Annotated in this window: 20 protein-coding genes; 7 read left to right on the forward strand and 13 right to left on the reverse strand. The window is 54.3% G+C overall.

Annotated elements, in window-relative coordinates:
- Window positions 1–17: 17 nt before the first annotated feature.
- The gene (locus tag BQ5361_RS10590; protein ID WP_154822361.1) at window positions 18–410 is read right to left on the reverse strand and encodes a hypothetical protein; all 393 of its coding nucleotides are present in this window, start codon (window positions 408–410) and stop codon (window positions 18–20) included.
- Entirely contained in the window at window positions 410–7231 is a 6822-nt protein-coding gene (locus BQ5361_RS05020; protein WP_161940428.1) for an RHS repeat domain-containing protein, read from the reverse strand. The genes BQ5361_RS10590 and BQ5361_RS05020 overlap by 1 nt, the downstream gene beginning before the upstream one ends.
- 341 nt (window positions 7232–7572) lie before the next feature.
- On the opposite strand from BQ5361_RS05020, the gene BQ5361_RS05025 reads away from it, so the two are divergent.
- A complete protein-coding gene (locus BQ5361_RS05025) occupies window positions 7573–8979 on the forward strand; it encodes a mechanosensitive ion channel family protein (RefSeq protein ID WP_071424966.1) in 1407 nt (468 codons plus the stop codon).
- Between the two features lie 127 nt (window positions 8980–9106).
- On the opposite strand, the gene BQ5361_RS05030 is transcribed toward BQ5361_RS05025, so the two are convergent.
- From BQ5361_RS05030 to BQ5361_RS05055, 6 genes are all read right to left on the reverse strand, one after another.
- A complete protein-coding gene (locus BQ5361_RS05030) occupies window positions 9107–10825 on the reverse strand; it encodes an Omp28-related outer membrane protein (RefSeq protein WP_035474235.1) in 1719 nt (572 codons plus the stop codon).
- A 190-nt stretch (window positions 10826–11015) separates the two neighbouring features.
- Window positions 11016–12530, reverse strand: a complete 1515-nt coding sequence (locus BQ5361_RS05035) for an Omp28-related outer membrane protein (RefSeq protein WP_035474233.1) — start codon at window positions 12528–12530, stop codon at window positions 11016–11018.
- Window positions 12531–12681: 151 nt separating this feature from the next.
- The gene (locus BQ5361_RS05040) at window positions 12682–14229 is read right to left on the reverse strand and encodes an Omp28-related outer membrane protein (RefSeq protein ID WP_035474231.1); all 1548 of its coding nucleotides are present in this window, start codon (window positions 14227–14229) and stop codon (window positions 12682–12684) included.
- Between the two features lie 44 nt (window positions 14230–14273).
- Window positions 14274–15974, reverse strand: coding sequence for a DUF6029 family protein (locus BQ5361_RS05045; protein WP_071424967.1), 1701 nt, complete (start codon window positions 15972–15974; stop codon window positions 14274–14276).
- Window positions 15975–16191: 217 nt separating this feature from the next.
- Window positions 16192–16620: a hypothetical protein gene (locus BQ5361_RS05050; protein ID WP_022064259.1), complete on the reverse strand. Its 429-nt coding sequence runs from the start codon at window positions 16618–16620 to the stop codon at window positions 16192–16194.
- 18 nt (window positions 16621–16638) lie between these two features.
- Window positions 16639–18765 (reverse strand): M6 family metalloprotease domain-containing protein, encoded by a 2127-nt coding sequence (locus BQ5361_RS05055; RefSeq protein ID WP_035474227.1) that lies wholly within the window; start codon window positions 18763–18765, stop codon window positions 16639–16641.
- A 302-nt stretch (window positions 18766–19067) separates the two neighbouring features.
- Between BQ5361_RS05055 and BQ5361_RS05060 the strand changes: the two genes are divergently transcribed.
- The 4 genes from BQ5361_RS05060 (at window position 19068) to BQ5361_RS05075 (ending at window position 21334) form a co-directional block, all read left to right on the forward strand.
- On the forward strand, window positions 19068–19334 hold the full coding sequence (locus BQ5361_RS05060; RefSeq protein ID WP_035474225.1) for a zinc ribbon domain-containing protein: 267 nt from the start codon (window positions 19068–19070) through the stop codon (window positions 19332–19334).
- Between the two features lie 170 nt (window positions 19335–19504).
- Window positions 19505–19852 carry an MGMT family protein gene (locus BQ5361_RS05065; RefSeq protein ID WP_052131128.1) on the forward strand — a complete coding sequence of 116 codons (348 nt, stop codon included), beginning with the start codon at window positions 19505–19507 and terminating at the stop codon, window positions 19850–19852.
- A gap of 22 nt (window positions 19853–19874) precedes the next feature.
- Window positions 19875–20459 carry a GNAT family N-acetyltransferase gene (locus tag BQ5361_RS05070; protein ID WP_052131127.1) on the forward strand — a complete coding sequence of 195 codons (585 nt, stop codon included), beginning with the start codon at window positions 19875–19877 and terminating at the stop codon, window positions 20457–20459.
- Window positions 20460–20464: 5 nt separating this feature from the next.
- A complete protein-coding gene (locus BQ5361_RS05075) occupies window positions 20465–21334 on the forward strand; it encodes a DUF6624 domain-containing protein (protein ID WP_035474223.1) in 870 nt (289 codons plus the stop codon).
- Between the two features lie 450 nt (window positions 21335–21784).
- On the opposite strand, the gene tsf is transcribed toward BQ5361_RS05075, so the two are convergent.
- The 5 genes from tsf to BQ5361_RS05100 all read right to left on the reverse strand — a co-directional run bounded on the left by tsf (window position 21785) and on the right by BQ5361_RS05100 (window position 25405).
- A complete protein-coding gene (gene tsf / locus BQ5361_RS05080; protein ID WP_022064253.1) occupies window positions 21785–22609 on the reverse strand; it encodes a translation elongation factor Ts in 825 nt (274 codons plus the stop codon).
- A gap of 134 nt (window positions 22610–22743) precedes the next feature.
- On the reverse strand, window positions 22744–23628 hold the full coding sequence (gene rpsB, locus BQ5361_RS05085; protein WP_035474221.1) for a 30S ribosomal protein S2: 885 nt from the start codon (window positions 23626–23628) through the stop codon (window positions 22744–22746).
- Window positions 23629–23792: 164 nt separating this feature from the next.
- Window positions 23793–24179 carry a 30S ribosomal protein S9 gene (gene rpsI, locus BQ5361_RS05090; RefSeq protein ID WP_022064251.1) on the reverse strand — a complete coding sequence of 129 codons (387 nt, stop codon included), beginning with the start codon at window positions 24177–24179 and terminating at the stop codon, window positions 23793–23795.
- 5 nt (window positions 24180–24184) lie between these two features.
- Window positions 24185–24640 (reverse strand): 50S ribosomal protein L13, encoded by a 456-nt coding sequence (rplM, locus tag BQ5361_RS05095; RefSeq protein ID WP_022064250.1) that lies wholly within the window; start codon window positions 24638–24640, stop codon window positions 24185–24187.
- Window positions 24641–24826: 186 nt separating this feature from the next.
- The gene (locus tag BQ5361_RS05100; protein ID WP_035474218.1) at window positions 24827–25405 is read right to left on the reverse strand and encodes a hypothetical protein; all 579 of its coding nucleotides are present in this window, start codon (window positions 25403–25405) and stop codon (window positions 24827–24829) included.
- Between the two features lie 304 nt (window positions 25406–25709).
- On the opposite strand from BQ5361_RS05100, the gene BQ5361_RS10850 reads away from it, so the two are divergent.
- Together BQ5361_RS10850 and BQ5361_RS05105 are read left to right on the forward strand one after the other, a co-directional pair.
- Window positions 25710–25835, forward strand: a complete 126-nt coding sequence (locus BQ5361_RS10850; protein WP_257527281.1) for a hypothetical protein — start codon at window positions 25710–25712, stop codon at window positions 25833–25835.
- Window positions 25836–26197: 362 nt separating this feature from the next.
- Window positions 26198–26584, forward strand: a complete 387-nt coding sequence (locus BQ5361_RS05105; protein ID WP_035474216.1) for a DUF4377 domain-containing protein — start codon at window positions 26198–26200, stop codon at window positions 26582–26584.

A 26584-nucleotide genomic window follows, 5' to 3' on the forward strand; every position in this document is an offset into this window, starting at 1 on the left:
TGACTGCCTAAATCCCTCTATTCCTCGACCCGATGATAATCGCGGACAACAGGAGGAGAATAATCATAGTGAGTCAGACGCAACATATCACTATTAATGATACGAACCGTATCAGAAATGCTTTGACGCTTAAATGTTATCAAATCTATAATAGAAGTATCTAATGGGATTAATCGAATCGCATCATCCCCGACACGTTGCCAGATACCTTTATACGACAGACCGCCATACTCACTATAATATTCAAACGTTCCCCGACCATGCAAAATCAAACGAACTGGCTCGCACCAACCTTTAATGTGAGTTTCAAACGTACCTTGAAACGGCTCAGAAGGAGGTTCGGTACCCATGCCCATGCAAATACCGATGCCCATGCACATTGACATGAACGTCAAAAACAATACTTTCATTACCATACTAATTCTTCATGTAAAACATCTTTTATTGCAGTATTCCCCCAATCTCCATATTGCCCAAGATTCACATAAGGGTAAGCACGCAACAACTCATTCCACGTCATATTGACATCTACCGGCACCATACTGACGGATGTATTAAACTCAGGATTATAAAGATAATTCCCCGTAGAAAAATCTGTAAGCGTCAATAACCATTCTACCGTAATATCATTCATCATGAATATTGGCATATCCGGATTGAGGTTTTCTACACTTATCGGAGAAAACGCAAATTGCGCAGCATAAGCGGCCACTTCATCAAATACATCAATTAGTATAGCCTTTTCAGCTCCCATCGTAAACCCTATATCCCCATTTTCTAACTGACCGGCATGCGTCAATTCATGCACGAACAACGCATCGTTCCCATACGTTAACGTAAAATGCCGGGTATTGGGAGTGTGTTTGAGAGTTCCTGTGTTACCTTCAGAAAAGTTGAGTTCATAAATACGCGTACTCATTTCAATAATATCCATCAATGCCAGCGACCTCTGCACCGACTGTATCATCATATCGAAATACGATGTATTCGGTTCTCCGGAGTTTCCCTGTGCGTAGAATGCATTGATATATTGTTGTTTCAAAGCAATCCATGAATTCAACTTATCCCGTATCGTCTGACGCAAACGCCCGAACTCTTGAAGACTTCCCTCTGCTATCGTCAACCCGTACGGGTCGATAAAACGTACCGGATTATTGCCGCAATAAGCATAACCCGACAGGAAGCAATACTTCTCTGCCAACGGGTCTATGGCGTTCCAGCGGCAGAGGACGGAGTCGTAGAGGCGGGCGCCGTAATCCAGCAGGTCGGAACCCGGCTGCGGAAACTCCTCCTTTCCGTTATAACGGAACCTGTTGTACTGCGGGGCGAGCCGCTGACCCTGGAAAACATCCGTACTGTATGCCGTCTCAGACTCCCCGAACGGAGCATACTCGTTATAGGCCGCCGGACGACCGTCCGCCAGCACCACACGCACGCTGCCAAGATGGTCTTGCACATACAGCAGAACGCTATCGCCCGACGGGCCGCTAACCAGACGACCGCCGGAAAACTCTGTCGAAAGCTCCAACTGAGACTGATTGTAGTCGTATATCAAAGAACCGAGGTAGTCCCTGCCCTTGCCGCCTTCCGAACCGAAACCCGCAGCGGATGCTCGCGAGCCGTCCGAAAGCCACGAGTAACGGCAGCCGCCTTCGGGCCACACGATGCTGTCCGTCAAATTTAAATAATTATAACGGAACTGCATCGGCCTTTCCGGATTAAATGTCAGGTTGCCGTTCAGGTCGTAACCGAAAACGTAGTTATCCGATGTTCCCGAAGTCCCCGAGACGCTGCGCGTCATCGACGCGAGCCGGTTGCCGGAATAGGTGTAACGGCGGATTTCGGCACTGTTCGGGGAAGCCGTACGCTGGTGGGCGAGGATGTTTCCGTTGCCGTCGTAATTCATCGTATAGGTGACGCGGTCGTTCTGCTGCACCCTCGTCGCCTGACACAGACGGTTATGACCGTCGTAACCGTAGGTATGTACCACCCCTTCCCGACCGAAAACCTGCGACCCCGTCACAATCCGCCCGATATTACCGCCGGACGAATAGGTCATCTCCTGCGAATAGAGTCCCGGCGCTTCAAGCCCGGTCAGGCGTCCGCGGATATCATACGCATAATGCGTCGTCACATGCGTACCGCCGCTCCCGACCGTCTTGGACACCAGTCGCCCCAAATCGTCGTAACCGTACGACACGCTCCCTTCGAGGCCGTTCAGCACGACCGTTTCAGCCAACAGGCGTCCATGGGCGTCATACGTATAGGCCGTACGCTTCGTATCGGACTTCTCCCAACGGTCCGACCAACTGTGGCACTCCTCGCTGAGCACCAGCCGCCCCATGAAATCGTACTTCATGCTGTAACGGCTGAGGCTGCCGTGCACGTTGCGTTCGACCACCTGAATCACCCGCCCCAGACGGTCGTAGTAGAACCATCGGCCGACGAAAGCACCGCTCGTCTTCATCCCTTCGGACACGACGGCAAGCGTTTCATGCGTCTTCAGGCCGCGCGTCCGATAATCACAATCGGATGCAGTACAGATTCCCTCGACGGGTTCATAAGCGAACGTACCCCGCACCAGGGTGACAACCGCCTCAAGCAGCCGGTCGGAAGGCGGTACGGACGACAGTTCGCAGTCGTCGTACGCCTGCACCAGGCGTTCCGCCACATCGGCATACTCGGACGGCACATAGTAGGCGAGGAACGGCCGGCCGGAAGGCGTCAGAAACGAACCTATCAGAAATTCGGACTTTATTGCTCCCCCGGCACCGAGGAACGCCTCCGCCGCATCGGAAACTCCCGACCAAACCGTCTCCCGACCGGCATAGACATACAGCCAGCGGTCGTCCTCCACGGCGAGCCGCCGGTATTCGTACCCGAACGGCCGGTCGTAACGGTACGCGGCCAACAGCACTGTCCGCGGCAGCGCAAGCGGAGTACCGGCATCGGCAACCGCCTGGTAGTCCGCGCGAGTCGCAGCCGAGACGGTATGACACATGTAACGCGACACGAGGCGCCCCAGCGCGTCGTAATCGGACATTACCCAATAGCCTCCGACGAGGTTGCCGTCATCGTCCGTCGTCCGCATGTTGGCATCCTGCATGAGCAGTACCCTGCCGCCGAGGTCGTACACATAATACTCCCACCCCTTACCGGGCACCTGCTTCTCCGCGACACGCCCCCGAAGGTCATAGACATAGGCAAAACAGTAATCGACAACGAGCCGGCTATTCGGCGCATACGAGGTACCCGCTTCGAGTGCGGCGGCACCTTCCGGAGTGACGACGTAGGCCAGCCGCCCCATGCCGTCATAGACGCGGTAGGTATCGGCCCCGTCGCAGCGCGAAAGGACGGTACGTCCCGCCTCGTCGGTAAACGTTTCGACCGTATGGCCGTCCTCATCGGTCGCGGTACTCTTCTCGAGGAAACCGGCCTCGCCGTAATATGCCTGCGCCACGGAGAATCCGCCCGTCTCCGCCGAATACGACAGGCGCAGTACCGCATCGTCGGCCGCGGCCGCATCCAGGCCGAACCGGGAGGAAACGGAAGCCGAAAACCCCGGCTGAGTACGTTCGAGGAGCAATCCGCGCGGGGACATCTCGAAACAGTTCCTGAAATAAGGCCTCGGCAGAGCCAACGAAAAGGCCGACGCATAATAGCTCTCCTGCTCGGCAACGGCATCCGCGCGGTATCCACCCGCATTGGACGACACCACGGGATAAGGCAGGTAGGAGAGCACCTCGCCGGCCTTCAGAAAAGTGGCGTGGACGGGGGTGACGATATCCTTGCCCGAAGGAGAACCGCCAACCTCGATACGCTGACGCTCCTCTCCCAAAGAGTCGTAATAGGTGACCGTAGCGACATAGTCCTCCGCCGAAACGGCGGTATGTGCAGCCGTATAGCGTTTCCGCACCGTCACGTTGTTGTCGGCAAGAATACCGGCCGACCATGCGTCGCTCACACGGAGAGTGCCGAGCGAAAGGTAGCGGGCGGCATCCACATACCAGTCCGCCTCCGTCTCTCCTCCTATCACACAGGGTTCAACTCCGTCCGCAGGCGATGCAGCAACGGTTTCCGATACGTTTTCGGCATCCGGTAAGGCCATCCGCAAGGACTTCCGACCGTATTCACAGGTCTCCAGCAGGTTACCGCAGTCGTCCTTCACCGCGTTGAGACGGCCGACGGCATCGTAATGGAAAGTCTTCATCCTGCCCGCCGCATCGGTCGCCGAGGTCATGCCGACCATCGGCCGATAGGTGTACGTGGATACGAGGGCGCCGGGCAGGTCGTCGCGCAGGCCGTTCAGGATATTCATGAAGGCACTGTCCGGAATATCGTCCGCATCGTCCCGGTCCCTCAGGGCCGCCGCCACCTGCTCGTAAGAAGCGCCTCGTATCTCGGCCACCGGATACATTCCCCGGTAACGCCACACGTAACAGGTCTCCGGCTGTCCCGTAGCAACGATATGCAGCGGATTGCCGTACTGGTCGAACTCCTTGATTTCCCGTTCGGCCAAAAGCTCTCCGTTGAAATACCGCTCCTCCCGACAGGGCCTGAACACGCTCCGCTCCTCCAGTCCCACGGTCACGGTAACCTCCCCGAAACCGATATATACGGCGCTCTTGTCCGTATCGTTCTTCACGATTTCCACTCCGACCGGGGTATGGAGCATGTTCGCGGCACACATTTTCCTGTAAACGGGCAGGTCGTAATCGGTCGGATACAGAAGACGCTGCACATAGACGTCGCCGTCCGTCTCGACCCGCACTTGCCGCAGGAGCAGGCCGGACGTGTAACCCTCCTCCTGCCCCAGCGTACCGTCGGGCCACTGACGGTAAGGCTTGGGAGCGTAATACAGATATCCGGTTTCCACCGTATGTTCCCTATCGCCGTAACAGGTCGTCACACGCATGGATACGGGCCGGAAGAGCAGCAGACTCTCGGTCACGTCGAAATAGAGGCAGTCCTCTACCGTACGCATGTGGTTGGTTTCCCGCGCCCACACAGGTCTTTGCAGCGTCGCAGTCGTCACCATGTTCTTCACGAACAGGCCGACAGTCACCAACTGCATCACCTCCGGACTGTACAGGTCGTACGTCCATTCGGTCGTGCGCACCGCACGATAGCTGCCGTCCGGCAATCCTTCGTACTCCACCCGCCGGCCGAGGTTCCCGAAGAACCGCGGTTTCTCCTTGAAATAACCGCGTATCTCGCCTATATAGTGAACGGTACCGTCGGATGCTTCGGTCGTATCCTGAATCGATACGGATTTCCACTGCTCTCCGTCCGGAAAGGCGGGGAAACGGTAGTTCTTGGAGACGAAATCACAGGCCCACAGCCGCGTATCGTACTCATAATCCGTCCGGACGGACTTTCCGTTTCTCACATCCGTCACCTCCTCCGTCACCTCCCCGTAAAACACCCGGGCATTCTCCACCCTGGCTCCCGGAAGGACGGAATCGGAGTGGATGACGAGATATTCGTCCACACGGCCGGCGGCAACTCCCACCTGCCTCCGCTCGGTAAAATCGGCTATGTCGAGCCGCCGGAAATCGACGGTCGTACCGCTCTGCCGGTAGGTGAATGTCCGGCGCCTGACAAGCGTACCCTCGTCGTAGGTTCTGATTTCGGCGATTCGCAGGCCGATGCTGACATCACCTGCCACCGCATCGCGATGCGTATTGGGGGCATACAAGAACTCCGTCCGGGAACCCGCCTGACGCGAAATGGCCTTCAGCGCGTTATAACGGGCATGATGGAAAGAGTAATCCCGTTTACCCGCCTGACGGCCCTCTACCGGTCCGTAAGGCGTCAAAAAATTAAGGTCGCAGTTGTCGTTCCGACCGTTGTAATATCCGAAGAAATCCTGGGCGTACCGGCTCTGCGGAGCCTCAGGTTGTGGTTCGATGGAGACGAGCCCCTCCACGCCGTAATACTCGAACGCATAAGAGTCGTACAGCACGCTGTCGCGGTCATAAAACGAGAGCCCGTTCAGTCGGAAACGTTTGACATCGTGTTCCCCCTCCCGGTTGTCGAACGACACCTTACAGACCAACTCTCCCTCCATATCGTACACCAGCATCGCAGCGAGCCTCCGCTCCGGGTTCAGGTCGAAACCTTCGGGATAGCGCGACGGGACGTTTTCAAGTTCCGGTGCCAGCGGCAGCGGAGCATCCGTATAGCGGAACGCCACACGGCCGCCCCGGTGACGTATCCCGGTCAGCAACATGCAACTGTAAGCAAGACAGTGTACCCGGTCGGGAACCTGCCCGGTCACATCCATCTGCAAGAAAAGGTCGGAATCCGGCGCATCCGCCGATTTGCGGTAATAGGCTGCGAAACCCTCCACCTTTTCCGTCAGCATCCCCTTGTCCTCGTATTCGAACTCCACCGTATCGGCCAGGTCGGCCGACGTTATCCTCGTCAGCAGCCACGCCGTAGTAATATAGGCAGAGTTATCGACTGAAATGTCGTCGGTCACGACACCGTCCACCTCATGGCGGAAAACGTTCATAGGCCTCACATCCGCCTTGCAGGCGAATTCATATCGGTTTCCGAGCGGGTCGGTCACGATAAAACGTTCGACGATTTTCCGTTTTCCCCAGAATCCGTCATTCACCTCCGCATACTCGAAGGTTATCGCATCGTCGTTACAAGAGGTTTTCACCAGTTCGGCACCGCTGCCGTTGAAATTGATAAGAAAACTCCCCGAACCGCCCGGATAGGAGTAACAATACTTATCCCAACAGGAGTCCTCGGTACCCGCTATCACCCGCGACAGATAGTCGAGCGTAGCCGTGCCGCCCGTCCGGACGGTATGGTCTGCAACCCCGTCATCCATCATACCGCGTATCTCCCTGACCACGGCGCCGCCGGCATTGAGCGACCAACCGAGTCCCACCGCTTCGGAGAGTTCCTCCAGCCGGATACCCGACGCATGGTAGGCAATCGAAAGGGGAACTTCCAGCTTACCGCACACGACACGATGGAGCGGAACCTCGATGTTCGTCAAACCGAGGGAATATTCCACGGGGAAATCCGCATACTTGGCCACATGGCCGGCACTCAGCGAAGGCGACAGCCGCCGCATCTCCGGTCCCCACAGGTCGGCAGGCACCCCGTCTGCACCCGCAGCGGAGACAAACACCTGCCCGGTCTTCCGCACCACCCCGTTGCCATGCACCGGCGTCTCCGGTATCCCCGACAACATATCATTCCGTTTTTCCATAAGAATTGAGATTTTGATAAAAACAGCCATGAAAATACGCCGACAAGACACGGCACGGTTTCCACGACTTTCGACTCTCCGGATTGGCCGGGCATTGCCACACCGCCCGCCGACACGTTCCGAATATCCGGAGGCCGTTTTTCTGCAGGAAAGGGATTCGGGCATATTTTTTGTGTAGAGTTGCGAGAGATACAACGATTTGAAACACCGGATAAATCCGCTCTGCGGCCGACCGGCACCCGCCACCGGACGCATATGCTGCGGGCCGCATGCCCCGCAAACGGACAAATACCCAATAAGGAAGAAGAACGCCCGCGCAGCGATTCAGCGCACACACCGTTATGAACACGAACCGATTCGCCCAAGCTCTACTGAACGCCATCAAGGAGTTTCTCACCTGGATAGGACTTCCCCGCGAGATACTCGACACGGCAGATGAAATCATCTTCCTGATACTCATCGTCGCAATCGCTTTCATCGTCGCGGTCATCATACACTCCATCGCCTCACGGGTCACCCGGAGGGTATTGAAGCGCAAGCACGACAATTTCCTCAGTTCGCTCGCCAAATACGGCGTTCTGCGGAAACTGACGGCTATCATACCGCCGCTCATCATCTCGGCCCTGCTGCCCTTCGCTTTCGACAAACGTTCCGAATGGTTCATCATCGGCGATAAAATCACCTGGATTTACTTTTGCGTTGCACTGATATTCTCGGTCAATGCCATACTGAATACGGTCGGGGATACCCTGAAAACCAAAAAAGAGCTGCAAAACCGCCCGATGAAGGGCTTCATCCAAATCCTTCAGGTGATTTTCTCCTGCATCGGCATTATCGTCATCGTCTCCATCCTGATAAACAAATCCCCGTTCAACCTCATCACGGGCCTGGGAGCCTTCACGGCCGTCCTGATGTTGATATTCAAGGACACCATCCTCGGATTCGTCGCAGGCGTACTGATATCGGAGAACGACATGGTACGCATCGGCGACTGGATAGAGATGCCGCAGAACAACGTAAACGGCATCGTGACCGATATTACGCTGACGGTCGTGAAAGTACAGAATTTCGACAACACGACTGTCACCGTCCCGCCCTATTCGCTGGTATCGGGCTCTTTCATCAACTGGCGTGGCATGAGCGACTCCGGCGGCAGACGCATCATGCGCGAATACTCCCTGAAGCTCGACTACATCAAACCCTGTACGCCCGAATTTCTGGAAAAGATGAAAGGCTTCGACGAAGAACTGGGAAAATTCATCACCGAAAAACAGCAACAGGCCGCCGCTGGCCAGACGGTCAATACGGACAATCCGGCCGGACTGGTAAACGGCACCATCGACACGAACGTCGGTCTCTTCAGGGCCTACATGACCCTGTATCTCAAGCGGCATCCCGCCATCAACAAAGACCTGCTCCTCATGGTGCGCACGCTCGCCCCGACGGCAAACGGCCTGCCGGTACAGATTTACTGTTTCTCGGCCAACAAGAACTGGCCGAGCTACGAATCCATCCAGGCGGAGATACTGGAACATTTCGTCTCCGTACTGCCGGCTTTCGAACTCTATCCGTTCCAGAATGCCGACGCACGCGACACGCTCATCAGCGGCTTCGTCGAGTCGGGCAAGGTCGATATCTCGACGATAGACGGTATCCCCTGGCACTCCATCCTCCCCGGGAAGGCTCCAGTTCCTGCTTCCGCCCCGGCCGGCGGGCAACAGGCACCGGAACAACAGGCAAAAGAATAACCGGCCAGCAGCAGGGCCGGACGCGTCCCAGGAACGGAACGGCAGTGAAAAACAACAGGGGAACCGACTAAAAGTCGGTTCCCCTGTTTCATATCCGCAGTCTTCCGACCGCTTTTCCGCCCTTCTCTTATTCGGCCGCCGTTTCAAAACGGTAATCCGTCCGGCCGTTCACGGGACAGGAGGCCGCATTGGTAGTCGCATATACGTCGCCATCGGCCGTATTCACATACGCCACGACACGGCAGTTGTCCGTATATCCCTCGAGACTGAAGGTGTACTCTTTCACGACCTCGGTATTTTCCGCAACTTCCCCGAGGCTGTCGCCGCCGAGCGAGGTCGCCAATGCACGCATCGTATTGTCGTGGATAAACCGACTTGTTCCGGACTGCGCCCCCTCTATGCCGTCTTCAAGCAAGATAACCCCCAACCGGTACATACCCGCCTCACTCGGAGTGACCCGCACCGAAACGGTAACATTGCGGTCGGCATCGACCGTAGAGCTCATCGCAATACCCACCTTGGCCCCGGTCGCCTGATACTCCTTGATGATGTTGACAACATCGGTAACACTCATGACTGAAGGATCTTGCTGGTTTTTCTTATCGAAATCGAAAAATACCGCCGGAATTGCAGGCACCGAGAAATATTGCAGGAACAAAGGATTATCATTGGACGTATACATATCCGACTGATGTATCGCAACCTCCACAAGCCTGTCCGGATAAACTCCCAACGCCACTTTCAATACAGACATAAATGCACTGCAAGGCCCGCACCATGTCGCTGTAAAACGGTACAACAAAACATTTTTATAAAAGTCTCCAAAACCTACATGAACGGGCTCAGAAACGACCCCATTATACTCGGCCTCGAATGCCACGACTTGCAGGTCGCCGCTGTAAGAAAAACTGTTCGATTCGAGATACTCGCCGGTCGCGAGATTCTTTATCTTCGCTGCATCGGTAACGTCCCCACCTTCGTACGTCACCTTGAAAGAGGTCGCATCGGAACCGTCCGCCGCGATACGCGGTCTGGTTGCCATTATAACGAGCGGATTGGCCTCTTCCCTCGTTACGACTACTTTCACCGTATTCGACTGCAACCCCTGATACGAAGCTTTGAACTCATATTCATCCGACAAATAAGAGGCAAAAGAATGCACTCCCCTGTCCCAGGTTTCTCCGCTCGTCTGATTGACAATCGTCGCCAATACCGTCACATCCTGCCCCTCAAACGTCACGGTAAAAGTAGCCCGGTCTCTCCCGTCATTCATAATGGACTCTTTATCCACCGACAGTACGAGTTCTCCCGAAACGGCTATCACCTCAACGGCCACCTTATTCGACTCCTGTCCATTATACGAAGCGACAAATTTGTAACTACCGATAACATCGGTCGCAAATTCGTTCCCATCCAATACCTCGCCGGTAGCCGCATCGGAGATTGAAGCCTGCTTCGTCACATCGTCGCCATCCAGCATCACAGTGAAAGTAACTGCCTCCCTGCCATCACAGACAATGGATTCCCTGTCTGCCAAAAGAATCAGTCCTGCGCCAGCTTCCGCCCTAACGCTCACTTTATTGGATTTCTTGCCGTCATACGAAGCCACGAACTCGTAGCTCCCGACCGTATCCGTCGAGAATTCGCTTCCGGAGAGCACCTCGCCGGTCGCCGCATCCCGTATCTCGGCAAAAGCAGTCACATCCTCTTCGCCATACTTCACGGTAAACGTCACCTTGTCCACACCATCCGCAACAAGGTCGCTGCAATCTACGGTCAGGCGAAGTTCCTTGTTCCCGCCATCTTCCCCAGCTTTCTCACATGCGACAAACGCAAAAGCTGTCATACAAAACAGACCAACAAAATATCCGACACGCATAACAGTGTTTTTATGTATTAGCTTTCAAATTTAGCAAAACAACAACAAATAACCAATATCATTATTCTTTTCCACAAAACAGTTCGGGGAATCGCCTATCAGCGATTCCCCGAACTGTTTATCATCGCGGCAGAAGAGCCGCATACCACTCGGCCGCCTACTCGGCCGCCGTTTCAAAACGGTAATCCGTCCGGCCGTTCACGGGACAGGAGGCCGCATTGGTAGTCGCATATACGTCGCCATCGGCCGTATTCACATACGCCACAACACGGCAATTGTCCGTATATCCCTTGAGACTGAAGGTGTACTCTTTCACGACCTCGGTATTTTCCGCAACATCCCCGAGGCTGTCGCCGCCGAGCGAAGTCGCCAACGCACGCATCGTATTGTCATGGATGTAACCGCTCGTACCGTTCTGAGGTCCTTCGATTCCATCCTCCAGCAATGCTACGCCGAGGAGGTAGGAACCCGCCTCGCTGGGGGTTACCCTCACCGTAACCTTGACATTGCGGGCTGCATCGACCGTAGAACTCATCGCGATGCCCACCTTGGCCCCGGTCGCCTGATACTCCTTGATGGTATTGACGACATCGGCAGCACTCATCGATACGGCCGACGGACCCTCCTTGTCGAAATCGAAGAAGATGGCCGGAATACCGGAGAACTTGAAGTACGAAGCGAAGTCGTAATAATTATTGGAGGTGTACTCGTCGTTCTGATGAATCGCAACCTGTACCAAACGGTCGGGATACTGCTCCAGTGCTGCACTCAGGACCGACGAGAAAGAGGTACAGGGGCCACACCACGTAGCAGTGAAACGGCAGAACAGAACATTTTTGTAGAAATCCCCAAAACCTACGTTGATGGGTTCCGAAGTAGCTCCCTCGTATTCCGCCTCGAACTCCACGACCTTCAGGTCGCCGCTGTAGGAGAAACTGTTCGATTCGAGATACTCGCCGGTCGCGAGATTCTTTATCTTCGCCGCATCGGTAACGTCTTCGCCTTCATACATCACCTTGAAAGAGGTCGCATCAGAACCGTCCGCTGCAATACGCGGCCTGGTCGCCGTCAGCACGAGCGGGTTCACAGCCTCCATGGTTACCGTAACCTTCACCGTATTCGACCTCATGTCATTGTAGGAAGCTTTGAATTCATACTCGCCCGAGGCAGAGGAGACAAACGTATGGACACCCTCCGCCCATGCCTGGCCGCTCGTCTGATTGACGATGGTGGCCTGAGCAGTCACGTCGTTCCCGTCGAAAGTCACCGTGAAAGTGGCCGTATCCTCACCGTCGTTGACAATGGATTCCTTATCCACGGAGAGGACGAGACCCGAAACGGTAGTCGCATCGACCTTCACCTTATTGGACTCCTTGCCGTCGTAAGAGGCGACGAACTCGTAGCTGCCGGCGGTCTCCGTCGCAAACTCGCTTCCGGAGAGCGCCTCGCCGGTCGCCGCATCGGCAATCGAAGCGTTCGCCGTCACATCCTCTTCGCCGTATTTCACAGTAAACGTCACCTTGTCCGTGCCGTCCGCGGTAATCTCGCTCTTCGAAGCGGAAAGGACAAGGTCCTTATCACCTCCCCCGTTCCCGTTGGTGGGCTGCGTACAGGAAGCGAACGCCAGGGCTGCCGCACAAAGCGCATAACTGAAATATTTCATACTCTTCATATAAATAAGGTTTATTTGATATGGTTAAAGATTTACGGAAAAAATATTTAACATTTAACGAAAATACATTGATAAAAACAATCTTTCGCCCCTATATGGAAACTGCACCACGATACGTGGTGCAGTTTTCCGTTTCAGGGTTCAAAGCGAACTACTCAAATGTTACGTCTGCCCAACTGCCGACCGGGAACGATACGACGTTGGAAACGCTCCAAACATCCCCCGATTTAGTGCATACATAACATACGATGGAGCAGTTGTCGATTTCGTATTCGGCATTGGCGGTAATCGAGTACTCCTTGGAAACGGTCTGTCCCACGGTCATGGCACCGAGCGAATCACCGAAAATACTCTCGCTGAGCGTTTCGCGCAACGTATGATTATGTACATAATTGGCACCGCCACCTGTCTGAGAATGTACGATACCATTCTCGAGGAGCATGACTGCAAGATAATATTCGTTAGCCACGGAGGCGGTCACATTCACGTTGACCTTGAGGTTGGAACCGTCGGCCTCCGCATCGGCTGCGATACCCACGCCAGCAACCGTCCGAGCCAAAGGTTTCACCTTGCCGAGAATGGCCGAAGTCGATTCGGCTCCATACGAATAGACGGACAAATCCATATCATAATAGGTCATGGGCAATCCGGGTACACTAAAATAGGCATTGAAGTCGTCGATGTTTGCGGGAATCATCGGGTCGCTGCCCATATTGGGGTGATGAACGGAAACTTCAACCATTCGGGTCCCGTTATCATAAGACTCATTGGCCTTTTCAAGGGCGGTAGCCATCTGCGGACAATAGGAGCATCCTACGCTCGTAAATTTCAGTACCATTACACTCTTGTGGAAGTCACCGGAACCGACGCTGAGCGTCTGCGAGGTCTTGTCGTTATATTCTGCAACGAACTGCACGGTCTTGTCCGACCCCATGGTAAAGGTTGCGCCGTCGAGGTAGTCACCCGAAGTCACGTTCTTAATCTTGGCGGAAGCGGTCACATCGGTGCCCTTGTCCAGTACGGTAAAGGTAGCGGACTCGCCCGACTGCAGGCGCGGCTTATCTACCACCAGGCGCAACTCTGCGGCAGGCGCGGCCTCCACCGTCACCTTGACCGTATTGGAGGTCAAGTTCCTGTACTTGGCGGTAAACTCGAACTCGCCCACATAGCTCGGCGATACGAACTCATTGGCACCCTGTGCATACTCCTCACCAAGGGTTACGTTCGTGATAGTCGAAGTGGCCGTCACGTCCTCCCCCTCATAGGTCACCGTAAAGGTCGCCTTACCGAGGCCGTTGCTGACAATCGTCTCCGCATCCACCGAGAGCGTCAGCGACGATGCTGTCACGGTTACTTCGTTGGATGTTACCGTCTCACCGCTCTCCGGGTCTTCGTAGGTAGCGGTGAAAGTGTACGTCTCGGGAGTCGTGCTCGTGAACGTGAAGCCTTCGATAGCAACGGTACCGTTCATGATAACGGCATCGGAAGTAACGTCAACACTCTTCTCCTCCGTTCCGTATTTCACGGTAAAAGTAGCCTTGTCGCGTCCGTCGGACATGATGGATGTCTTGTCCACGGACAGCATCAGTTTCTTTTCACCCGACGACGGATTCTCGTTCCCTCCGTTCGGGTTGTTACAAGCCGTCAGCGACAGCGCTGCAGCCATCAGTACGAAACTCAGACTTTTGAATGTTCTCATAATTTTAAAAAGAATTTATTGTTCTACATAGTTTGGTCAATACATCAGAACGAAGTCGTCAGTGAGAGGTTGAAACCGGTATAGGCAGGCATCTGGCGGCATACGCCTCCGGAGCATACGTAACCGGCGCGGTTGCGTCCGTAGGAGAGCGCTATTCTCGTCCGCGACTTGGTATAGCTCACTCCCACATTATAATAATGTACCCTTTCCAACTGGAAATTGTACATGTCGCTTACGAAAACACTGAAGACCGGCGCGAAACTGTATTCGAGCTGCGCAGCCCACCAGTCGCCGTTGTTCCTCTTGTCGTTCAGTCTCTCCTGAACGGGTCCCTCGGCCCCGGTAGTTTCCATCGTCACGAACGGAGAATAGAGATACTGCAGTTCGAGACGCAGCGAATGTTTCGTATTGAACTTATAAAGCCCGTCGAGGGCGAACACGTACCGGTTGATGGGCACCATCGTCCACTCCTCGCCCATCATCCGCTGGAAAGCGAAAAGGAACGTAGTCTTGAACTGCTTGTTCCACTGCTTCTCGAAATCGAAGCTCGCATCGAGGTAGACGAAATTCATCTCTTTCGCATCCTCGGGCACCTTGCCTACATAATACACATCCTTTGGCTGATAAATCAACGAAGCGTTCACATGGAGTTTGGTGCCATACCTGCCGCCGAGCTGCGAACCGCGGCGGATGTTATAGAAGACATCCATCTGCGCGGCACGTTCGCCCTTGGTTTTGACCTGGAACGGGTCGAGGTTGGCCAGCGAATAGGTGTACTGCCGCGTGAGGGCCGGTATATAGTTGAGTACATTCCCCAGACCGCTGTACTGTAAATCCTTGGAATCCGTAAGTTTCATATCCATATGCGACACATTGCGGCCCGTGAGCGAAATGCCCCAGCCGTATCCGCTGTAACCGAGCTCTATCAACTGGGCACGCCCGAAGTAAGCCATATCGATTCCATCGACCAGATAGGCCCCCGGCGTTTTGCCTACGAGCTCTACGCGTCCGGAGAAACCGGCCGCCTCGTACACCATCCGGGCCGACCATGCGCTCATGTCCGAGCTGAGGAGACGCTGCCCTTCGGGGTTCGTTATATTAAGCCGCGCGGCATCATACTGCGACAGGAAACTTCCCTCGAGGGCGAGGTACTGCGACTTGAAGCCGAAGAGCGACGAGAGCGCCAGCGTAGCGTCGGCACCCCGGAGCCACGACGGCGCATAGTCCATATAGAGCCTCGGCCGGCCGAGCATCGCCCGAATGGCGAACGCATCCCCGATGTTCATTCCCGCACGGACACCCTCGACAGCAGAGTTCATACCGAGCGCCCTGTCCTCGTAGGCACGGAAGATAAGGCCACTGCCGTACTGGTCGTAAAAGTCGCCGACCGTCACGAAGAAGTTGTCATCCGTCCAGCTCGCATACTTATTGGTTATCTTGCCGCCCTTGTACTGCTCCTGATAACCGCTCAGTACCGGCGCATACAGCTCGCCCTGCACACCCGCGCTGAATTTGCCAAGCGTATAGTCCAGTTTCAGGTAGTTGTTCGACCCTATTCTGTCCGCCGGCATCGGGTTGCCGTTATTATATACCAAACTGTCCGGCATATACCATATCGTATTGGTTTCAAAACTACCCGAAAGCCGTCCGTAATTGGCGGGCTCCTGAGCGTTTACGATACCGGTCGCCATAAAGGCCGCCGCACATAAAAAGCCTGTAAGCTTCACATTAGTAGATTTTTTCATATGTTTAAGCATTCTTTATCCCAACAAATTAAGAAAAAAATAATCTGATAAGCAAAAGAATCGGCGAAAAAACCGGTACCCTGATTTTTCAGTTCTCTTTATAAGACGCCCCGACGGACCGAAATGTTGCATCGTCTTTTCCGATTCTTCGAAAAAAAGCGGGGATATTTTCACAAAATATCCCCGCAATACGCATACAGGCGCCTCCATCCGCCGATTACGGGATGTAGAAGGCAAGCACTCCGAGCGCATGAGCCTGGCACCACAGCCAGCAGTTCTGCCCCTCCTTCTTCATGATTTCAAACTCGATGGAGTCGAAATTCTCCACATCTTCGAAACCCTCGCTTTTAACGGAGGCCTGCACCTTTGCCCCTACGCTGCCTATCGGGGCGGCAAATGCCACCTCGATATATTTCGTGCCGTCATTGGAGACTATACGGAACGTATTCGTCGCCTTGTTGAAGTAGAGCTGGTCGGTCGTCTTGTTGAAAGCATACTGGGCCTTGGCCACTTTATAGACACCCTCCGTCACCTTTCTCTCGAACTCCTTCGAAGTGACGTTAATTCCCTTTGGGCGTTCGCATCCGACCAATGCGACTGTCGCTGCCGCCACAGCCAATACCGTTAATATCTGTTTCAGTTTCATGGCTATCCTCAGTTAATTCTATCGTACATTGACATACTTGACCAGATACTCCACACCGGCATCGGTGGTGATTTCGGCCATAATTCTGTAATTGTTCCCCGACGAGAGCTTCACGACGGTTCCATCGACCTCCTCGCCGTTCACCGTCCACTTCTCAGCAGTGACTTCGGAAGCGATATTCCGGTAATTCAGCACAATGGCCTCGCCCTCCTGATAGGTATTCTCCATGCCGAGCGTAGGCATCTTCGACAAATCGAGCGCCTCGGTCGTCACCTCCTGCACCTCCATGGGTTCCGTCGCATCCTCGTAATAAATGGATATGGTGTAATTCGTGGAGGGTTTAAGTCCGGTGAAATGGATGGTACGTTCCACCGTGGTCACCGACTGGGATTCGCCCCCCTTCTCCTGACAAACGACCCTGTAGTTGTCGTTGAAAGGCGATACGAACGAAACGGCTATATCGAACTGGCCGGGTGTGACGGTCAGGTCCCTGATGGTACCGCTGCTCACCTTCTTCACCTCGAAAGTAACGCCCGTCCCGACATTCTCCTTGATATTATACAGTTCAAACCCGGTCGTAAATCCGTCCCACCCCACAAAATAGGGAGAGTAGCCGGAGGTGAATTCCGTGACATTCTCGGTCCCCGGGAAGAACATCTTGCCGAAACCGCTGAGCACGTAATTCTCCCTTTCGACCTTGGAAGCCATTACGAAACGCATACACTCATGGTCGCCGTAGGCATTCACACGGTTGGCATTGAGGCTCCAAAGGTCGCTGGCACGGTATCCGCCCACCCTGTTCTGGGACTTGTCGATATGATAGACCAACATACCGGAACCGCTGCCCACGATGGCATATGAGGAGTCGGGGTCGCCCGTCTGCAGGTACCTGTCCCACGTACTCAAGGTACCGTTACGGTATTCGAACACGAATATCTCTCCCTCGTTCATCGACTTTATCATGTAGCATTTGTCGTTATAGACCGGTTCGAGGGTATATTCTCCCTCTTCGGTTATCTCGGTCAGGTCGGCCCAGCCGACCATATAACGCTCATAGGCCGACGTGGCCGGCGGAACCCGGCCGTCCTTCACATAGGAACCGGACGCCATCAGCGAGAAGACATCGAGGTTGAATCCCGTGCCGTTCTGCGCATAGTCCGTATCGTAGAAATCGGGCCATCCGAGGATGTGACCGAACTCGTGGCAGAAAGTACCGATACCGGCCATCACGGTGCCCGTATTGCCCTTCAGCTCGGAAGTGTACGCGGCCGCCTTCAACGCACCGCCGCCCCACCGGCCGAAACTCTGGTTGGGGTCCGAGAAGAACATTCTGGCAGGGTGCAGATAACCGCCCGTCGCCTCGGCATTGTTGTAGCCGGCATAAAAGATGAAAACATCGCGCAAATCGCCGTCCTCTTCCACATACGGGGAAAAATCCACTCCGTTGGCCTGCGCCAGGTTGCAGGCGTCGATGATGAACTGCCCTTCGTTGCCCGGATAGTAAAACACGGACTGGCTGAGCTGGAACGGCCCCACCACATCGAAATGGGGGTTGAACTTTCCGTTGGAGTTGTCCACATAGTAATCGCGGGCACTGCCCATGGCATTGTTCTCGGAGTATCCCTCTTCATTGAGCATCCGGTCGAACGCATCCCGCGGATTGCTTATGCTGAAATCCCTGTCGCTGAACGAAACGAGTATCACGAGCGACCTGAACTCCTCCCCCGTATTCGTACCGGCCGCCGTCGTCCGGAGATGCAAATCGTCCTCCAGCACGGGAGAAGCTCCGAAAGCCACGCCGCTGCCCGCATCGGCCACCATCGCGGCAGCCGCGACACCATGGGGATAGCCGAAGCTCACGGAACTGAGAATACGGCGCTCCTCGTTCGTCCGGTTCATCGGGTCATGGGCCTGTACCCCCGTAGATACGAGTTTCGTCCCCTGTACCTGCGCATAATAGAGCACACCGTTTTCGGCCACGAGGTTGTAGCCGTCCACCGTCGTAACATAGTTGAACCTTTCGTCACCGTACAGACGCACGGTCATGATCGTCCCGTCGGGCTGCTCGACCCTGATGGGCCGCGGATACGACGGTACGGCACTCAGCTCCCACCCCCAAAACAGCACGAAGAGGAAGGCTGCCAAAGATTTAAAAGTATACGATAAACTCATTTTGTAATTTTGTTTATAGAATTAGCAGATATTGTTTCATATAATTAACTTTGAATCCGATTACATGCGTAAAGAGTTTCAAAAAATGATACATATTTCACCACATGCAATATTCATATCGAAATATTTGTCATATGTCAAACAAAATCCTCTGTGTTAATCTTTATAAAAAACGTTTTGGCGTCCCAATATAGTACATTTTTCACGAAATTGCATCCCCGTTATCGGCGATAAACATTTATGTACTTGATTCTGTGCTTGGAATAGATTGCAATATGGAGAAAAAAATTTGCCAGAGCTGCGGAATGGCACTCGGAGACCCCGGATTCTACGGTACGAACAGCGACGACAGCAGGAATGAAGACTACTGTATCTACTGTTTCGCCGGAGGCGAATTCAACGAAGAACTCACCATGGAAGAGATGATTGAACAGTGTGCGGAAATGTATGCGATGAACAGCGGCGGCGATGCGGCTGCCGTAGAAGCGGCCCGTACACACATGACCGAACTGTTTCCCACCCTGAAACGCTGGAAAAAGTAGCCCTTTCTCCGACACGGATACGGACTACCGCAGGAAAAGGCGACGACCGTACCGGACCCGCCGTCAGCGGGAGAGGCTGCACGCCCGCCGCAGCGCTGCGGCGGGAAGAAGGAGGAGATACGATATGCTGCCCGGCGGCAAGACATGCAACAACATACCGGTACATCCGCATGGAACAGACAGGCAAGAGGGCCGCACACGGCCCGGAGGAGTTTTATGAGGAGGTTTACTCCATCGTACGGCAGATACCTCCCGGCAAGGTACTCACTTACGGGGCGATAGCCCGCATGATGGGGCGTCCCCGTCATGCGCGGCTCGTCGGGCGAGCCTTGTGGGGCACTCCGTCCGGACGCGGTATCCCCTGCCACCGCGTGGTGAACAGTCGGGGCGGTACCGCTCCCGGATGGGACGGACAGCGGAATTTGCTCGAAAACGAAGGGGTACCTTTCCATCGGAACGGCCGCGTCGTGCTGGAACGCTGCCTGTGGCAGCCGGACGGAGAACCGCCCGACGAATGATGCAACCTAAGAAAACAGAGGAATGGAAAAGATATGGTTCGACGAGAGCATCTGCCTCCGCGCAGCGAAACTCTCCGATGCCTCGGCAATGTTCCGGATGATAGATACGCAGCGGCAATATCTCGGTCGCTGGCTGCCTTTCGTGGCGGAAACCCGCACTGAAAACGATTCGTATGCCTACCTGCAGTCGGTCCTCTCCGTCCCGTCCGAACGGAGGGAACTGCTGTGCACGATAACCGCCGACGGGCGTTTCGCAGGGCTGGTCGGATTCAAAGATACCGACCGGGCGAACCGGAAAACCGAAATCGGCTATTGGCTCGGCGAAGAGTACCAAGGACGCGGCATCATGACACGGTGCGTGGAGGCGCTTTGCGGCCTGGCCTTCAGCGAACTGGACATGAACCGGATACAGATACAATGCGCCGTAGGCAACACCAAAAGCAGCAACATTCCCCGGCGCCTGGGTTTCACACTGGAGGGAATAGCACGGGCCGGAGAGCTTCAGGCGGACGGACGGTTCTCCGATATCGAAGTGTATAGTCTGCTGCGGGAAGAGTACATACCGCGGGGAAAACGGACGCAATACGACGAACGCCGGAACGAATAGCCAACATGAATATGAAAAAAACGCTTGTCCTTCTCCTTGCCGCAGCCGCGGTATTCTCGCCTCTACGGTCACAGGAAGTATCCGGCAGTCATTACGACTCGGTGCTCCGCCGGATTATGGAGGACGACCAACGGGTACGCAGGCAACTCGACAGCCTTGCACGGGCGGGAACCGACGTGACGGAACTGCTCCCTCTTTATGAAGAGATGGCCCGCACGGATGCCGCCAACCAACGGAAAGCCCTCCCGATACTCGAAGAGTATCTGGCCGGGACCCTTCCGCTTTCGGACGAATCGCTGACTACGCTCTATTATGTCATCCAGCATGCGGACCTCCCGGTACAGACAAAATACGCACCGTTTATCCGTTCGCTGTTCGAACGGGACATTATCACCAACGTGGAGTTCGCCTGGTTCACCGACCGGCTTCTCGTCAGGCAGCGGAAAGCCCAGACATACGGCCTGCAAAGTTACGTTTACGCAGGAACCGGCGACCCGTTTCTCTATCCCGTTTCCCGGAAGGTACGGAAGGCCTGGCGCAAAATCGGCCTGCCGGTCAGCGACCTGAATGAAATCCTGACCTCCTTCGGAGAGGGATATACCCCACTGCTCCTCTCCGAAGAGGAATTCGCCCTCTTCGGTCACGCGGTACGGTTCGATGCCGACGGCATCGAACGCGGCGTGCCGGACGTTTCCGTCCGTACTGAGGACGGCCGAACATGCACCACCAACGAGAACGGCTTCTATGCCCTCATCGTAAACAAACACGACCTGCCCGGCAAACTCATCTTTCGATATGACGGCCGCGTCTACGAATACCCGTTCGGAGAATTCCCCGACACGGACTGGGAAATCATCGACGCCACGATTCCCTAATCGACCAGGCCGAAACCGCCCTCTGCAAGCACGGAGAACGCCCCACCGTCCTCCAAAACAGTTTTTCGATTGACTGCCATCGGTACCCACAGACCCCTCGAAAACGCCGGATACCGGTTTAAGCCCCTCTCCGACCAACGCATTGTCCGGCCGCCAAATGAACAACAGGCACACGCCGCCCTACACACCGGACATTCCGTTCCCCTCAGCCGTAAACATTCCTTCCCGTATACTCCGCAAAAGCACCGGACACCGGCTTAAGCTCCCGCCCCCCACAACAACCCAATGGGCTACGAGATAAATGGCGCACCTTCACCAACCGACAGGTCGTCTTCTCCGGTCGCCCGCCCCTTCTATCCCTCTGTCCACCCGACCGAATACAACGAAGGAACCGTCCCGATACCGGGGCGGTTCCTTCAAACAACTGCGGCACAACGACCGCGTTTATCATCAATCGTTCAACGAGAAGCGCACGTAAGCCACCACTTTGGCCTCCTTGTCCACAGACTGGATGTGCTGACCCACGCTCTCCTTCGGATTCTTCACGAAATCCTGGCTCCAAAGCGTATTCTCCTTGAGGAACTTCTTGACCTTACCGTCGGCAATTTTGTCGAGCATGTTCTCGGGCTTGCCCTCCAGACGGGCCTGTTCACGGCCTATCTCGTGCTCCTTCTCAATCACCTCCTTCGGGCAGTGCGCCTCGTCAATAGCCACGGGGGCCATGGCGGTAGCCTGCATGGCGACATCGTGTGCGAGCTCGGCCGGTACCTCCTTGTTGAACCCGATGAGCGAACCTACCTTGTGGTTGATGTGCACATACTCCGCGCAGTAGGGAGCCTCGATACGGCCATAGAAAGGCAGTTCCACCTTCTCGCCCGTCTGGCCCGACTTCTCGGAAACAAGGTCGGCCACGGTACGGTCGCCCGCCTTGGTCGCCAGCAGCGATTCGAGGTCGGCCACATCGTTTTTCACAGCTATCTCCAATATCTCGTTGGCAGCCTGTACGAAACCTTCGGTCTTCGCCACGAAGTCGGTTTCGCAGGCAAGACAGAGCATGTATGCCTTGGTGCCGTTCACCACGCGCGACACTACGACACCCTCCGTTGCATTCCGGTCGGCACGTTTGCTGGCCACGAGTTTACCCTTTTCGCGGATAATCTCCACGGCACGCTCCATATCGCCGTCCGCTTCTGCAAGCGCATTCTTGCAGTCCATCATGCCGGCCATCGTCATCTTGCGCAGTTTCGCTACGTCTGCAAGCTTTATCTCAGCCATAATAATTCCTTTCTTTAATGGTTATCCTAATGTTATCCGCACAGCCCGCCGGGGCTGCGCCTTAACCGAACTACGGGAAGATGCCCCGAAGGCACTCCCCCGTAGTTTGATTATACCGGTAATCACGGCAGGAGTTACTGGGCAACCTCCTCCTTGATTTCCTCTTCTACCGCAGCTTCGGGTTTCTCCTGTACGGGTTTCTCTTCCGCTGCGAGCTGCTCGGCCTCGAACTCGTCGCTGCCGGCCACCTTCACCGACTTGCGGATACGGGGTTTCGCCTCCCTCTCCTTGCTTTCGGCGGCAGCCGCTTCGGCCTCCTTGTCCTTTTCGAGCTTGCGTTCGGTAAGTCCTTCGGCGATAGCCTGTGTCATCGCATCTATGATGACGGCTATGCTCTTGGTCGCATCGTCGTTCGCAGGTATCACGTAATCAATGTCTGTCGGATCACAACAGGTATCTACCATTGCGAAAACGGGGATGCTGAGTCTCTTGGCCTCCTTCACTGCATTCTGCTCCTTCTGCACGTCAACGACGAAGAGCGCTGCGGGCAGACGGGTAAGGTCGGCTATCGAACCGAGGTTCTTCTCCAGCTTGGCCCTCTGGCGGGAAATCTGGAGTTTTTCCCTTTTCGAGAAATTGTCGTAAGTGCCGTCGGCGGTCAATTTGTCGATGGTCGCCATCTTCTTCACGGCCTTGCGTATGGTGGGGAAGTTCGTAAGCATACCGCCGGGCCAGCGCTCCGTAACATACGGCATATTGACCGCGGACACTTTTTCGGCAACGACCTCTTTCGCCTGCTTCTTGGTAGCGACGAAGAGTATCCTGCGGCCGCTCTTGGCAATCTGCTTCAGGGCCGCTGCCGCCTCATCGACCTTCACCACCGTCTTGTGGAGGTCGATGATGTGAATCCCGTTCTTCTCCATAAAGATGTACGGAGCCATTTTGGGATTCCATTTTCTTTTGAGGTGACCGAAGTGAACTCCGGCTTCCAGTAACTGATTAAAATCTGTTCTTGGCATTACTGTCTGTTTTTCTAATTTTAATTCTCTTTACATCAACCCGCAGGTAGCGCTTTCAGGCGGTCCGCCGGGTTTTCCGCGAAAGGGCAGCCGTGCGAGTAATACCGCTCCGGGTAGTCTGCACGGTTTGACAACCGCTTTCGTGCTTTGTAAGGACGTAAATACTAACGTTTGCTGAACTGGAATTTCCTGCGCGCTCCGGGCTGACCGGGTTTCTTGCGCTCCACTTCACGCGAATCGCGGGTCAGGAACCCGTTCTTCTTCATCACACCGCGCCACTCGGGATTGATTTCGATGAGGGCGCGTGCGATGCCCAGACGTGCAGCCTCAGCCTGCCCGTGGATACCGCCGCCCGTGAGGTTGATGGTAATGTCATAGCTTTCCGGGTTCTCGAGCACCAGAAGGGGCTGTTTCACCACGTACTGGAAGATATCCAGCGGAAAGTATGTTTCCATGGGTTTGTGGTTTACGGTAATGGTTCCTTTACCGGGCTTCACGTAAACGCGTGCAACGGCAGCTTTCCTACGTCCTACGGTGTTTACAACTTCCATAGTTTCTACTTAATCTCGTTTAATTTGATTGTTCTGGGATTCTGCGCGGTGTGCGGGTGTTCCGCCCCTGCATAAATCTTGAGGTTGCGAAGAAGCGCATCTCCGAGGCGCGTCTTGGGCAGCATTCCCTTCACGGCGTGCTGCAGAAGGAATTCGGGTTTCCTCTTGAGGGTGTCCGCCGGGTTGGCGAAACGCTGTCCTCCGGGATAGCCGGTGTGTCTTACGTAGACCTTGTCGGTCATCTTCTTGCCCGTCAGCCTTACCTTGTCGGCGTTCACGACGATAACGTAGTCGCCGCAATCGACGTGCGGGGTAAAACTGGGCTTGTGTTTGCCGCGCAGTATCTTCGCGACCTGCGAGGCAAGGCGTCCCAAAACCTCCCCCTCGGCGTCGATGACGAGCCATTCCTTGTTGACCGTCTTTGCGTTAGCGGAGATTGTTTTGTAACTCTGTGAATCCACTTGTTTTACGTTTTATACCTGTTATTAAATAATTGATCCGTCACCCGTATTTTACGGGCGTGCAAAGATAGTGATTTCTAATCAATAAAAAAACAAATGCCGGAACAAATGATTCCGGCAGGACGCCCGGATTCCCCCGCACGGCGACGCTCCGCCCGACCGGGGAAACACCCTATTTCCCTTCCGCTATATCTTGAACGAGACACCGAGGGTAAAATAGGCCACCCCGAAACCGAGCTCTCCGTAGACCGCAAGCTGCGGCACGACATAGTAGCGTGCACCGATGAAGACATCGGCCAGGAAACCGCCGTAACGGGGCGGCTGGCCGTTCCACCACCTACCCTCCTCGCGCACGTTCGCAATCTCGCCGCCGAGGGTAATGCCCGCATAGGTATCGAGCCTCTCTACGAACTGATAATGGAACGTTCCGCGGACACCCAGCAGGAAACTGTTAATCTTCTGCCTGTACGTATCGTACGGATAATAGTAAAAACTTTTGCGGCCTGCGGCGAAACCTATGTAGCCGCTCACGCCGATGGAACTGTATGCGTCGAACAAATTGTCCACGATGCCGTACTCTCCCTGTATCACTATCGGAGGCACGACCGTATTACCGATATTGAGCGCCGTTCCCGCCCCTATGCCGGCACTGAGCACGATATCGCCCCCGCCGAACGTATTCTGCGTCTGCGCTTCCGCCGTCATGCCCGCCACGAGCAAGGCAGCGAACAGGATGATTCCCTTTTTCATACCGTTCATCTCCATGATTCTCCCTTCTTGCCTATTTCCGTATCTGCCTTGCGGCAAACCACCGCAAAGTAAATACATAAACTTCATTCGGGCAAGTTTATTATATGGCCGGGAAAGAAAACTTCCGGACGGAATACAGCTCTACTCTCCTTGTATTGTAAAAGATTGGAAATGTGAAACACATTCTCTATCTTTGTCCTGCTACCCCATGGGTAGAGACATATTGATGAAAGTGTTTCGCTTTTGTCTTGTGATGGGAATCTGACAGTTCAAAAAAACACAAAGAAGCCATACAGGCGTTGAATGGCACCAAAATCTTTTGAATCTTCGAAAATTCACCGACCGTCGTCTGCGTTGGGTGTACATCTTCACCGATGAAGATTACAACCGGGCCAAAGCCATGTACGACGAACGTATGGCTAATTACAGAAGCGGTGAAAAGTAGTACCTGGATTCTCTGAATAAATTGAGCCGTAATAGTTATTGCAGCTCAATTATTTTTTCCCGATTCACAATCCTACCTTCAGATAGGAGTCCCGGCGTCCGAGGTACATGTTGCCGTACACTTCTTTCGGCTTGTCAGATTGTTACGTCGTTTTTTTTGACCTATTGCGATTCCCGGATTCGGTGTCTGGTCAATCAGAGCCACAAGTTACGTACCTGTATGGATAGCCACTCCTTATTATATCGGAACTGCATTCAAAAAGTTTATTCCCTTGAATGTACAGTGTAATTATAGATATAATCGCTATCTTTGATGTAGGAAAGTGTTTACGCATTGTTTGACCACTTTAATGTTATCAGTACATGAAAAAGTATCTGTTTGCAATGCTCGGTGCTCTGTTCGTTTTTACGGCGTGTACGACCGGCAAACCGGAAAATGACGGAAACAAGACGACGGAAGAAGAGAACGATTATATCACGATGTATGTAGCGTCAGAAGTAAGCAGTCGCAAATTTCCATTTCTCGGAGGCCCTTCGTATATTGTCAAATTCGCTGAGGATGGTCAATGGCAACTGTTGGGAACGTCGCTTTTACAATTTACCTTCGAACAAGGATACGAATGTACGATACATGTCGAGAAAAAAATGACAGACCCATCACTTGCGGATAATCCGGCCTGGGTTTACGTATGCAGAGAAGTATTGACAAAAGAAAAGAAAGATTCCGTTATTCCGGAAAACCTGTTATAG

This window comes from Tidjanibacter massiliensis (assembly GCF_900104605.1).
Classification (GTDB): Bacteria; Bacteroidota; Bacteroidia; order Bacteroidales; family Rikenellaceae; genus Tidjanibacter; species Tidjanibacter inops.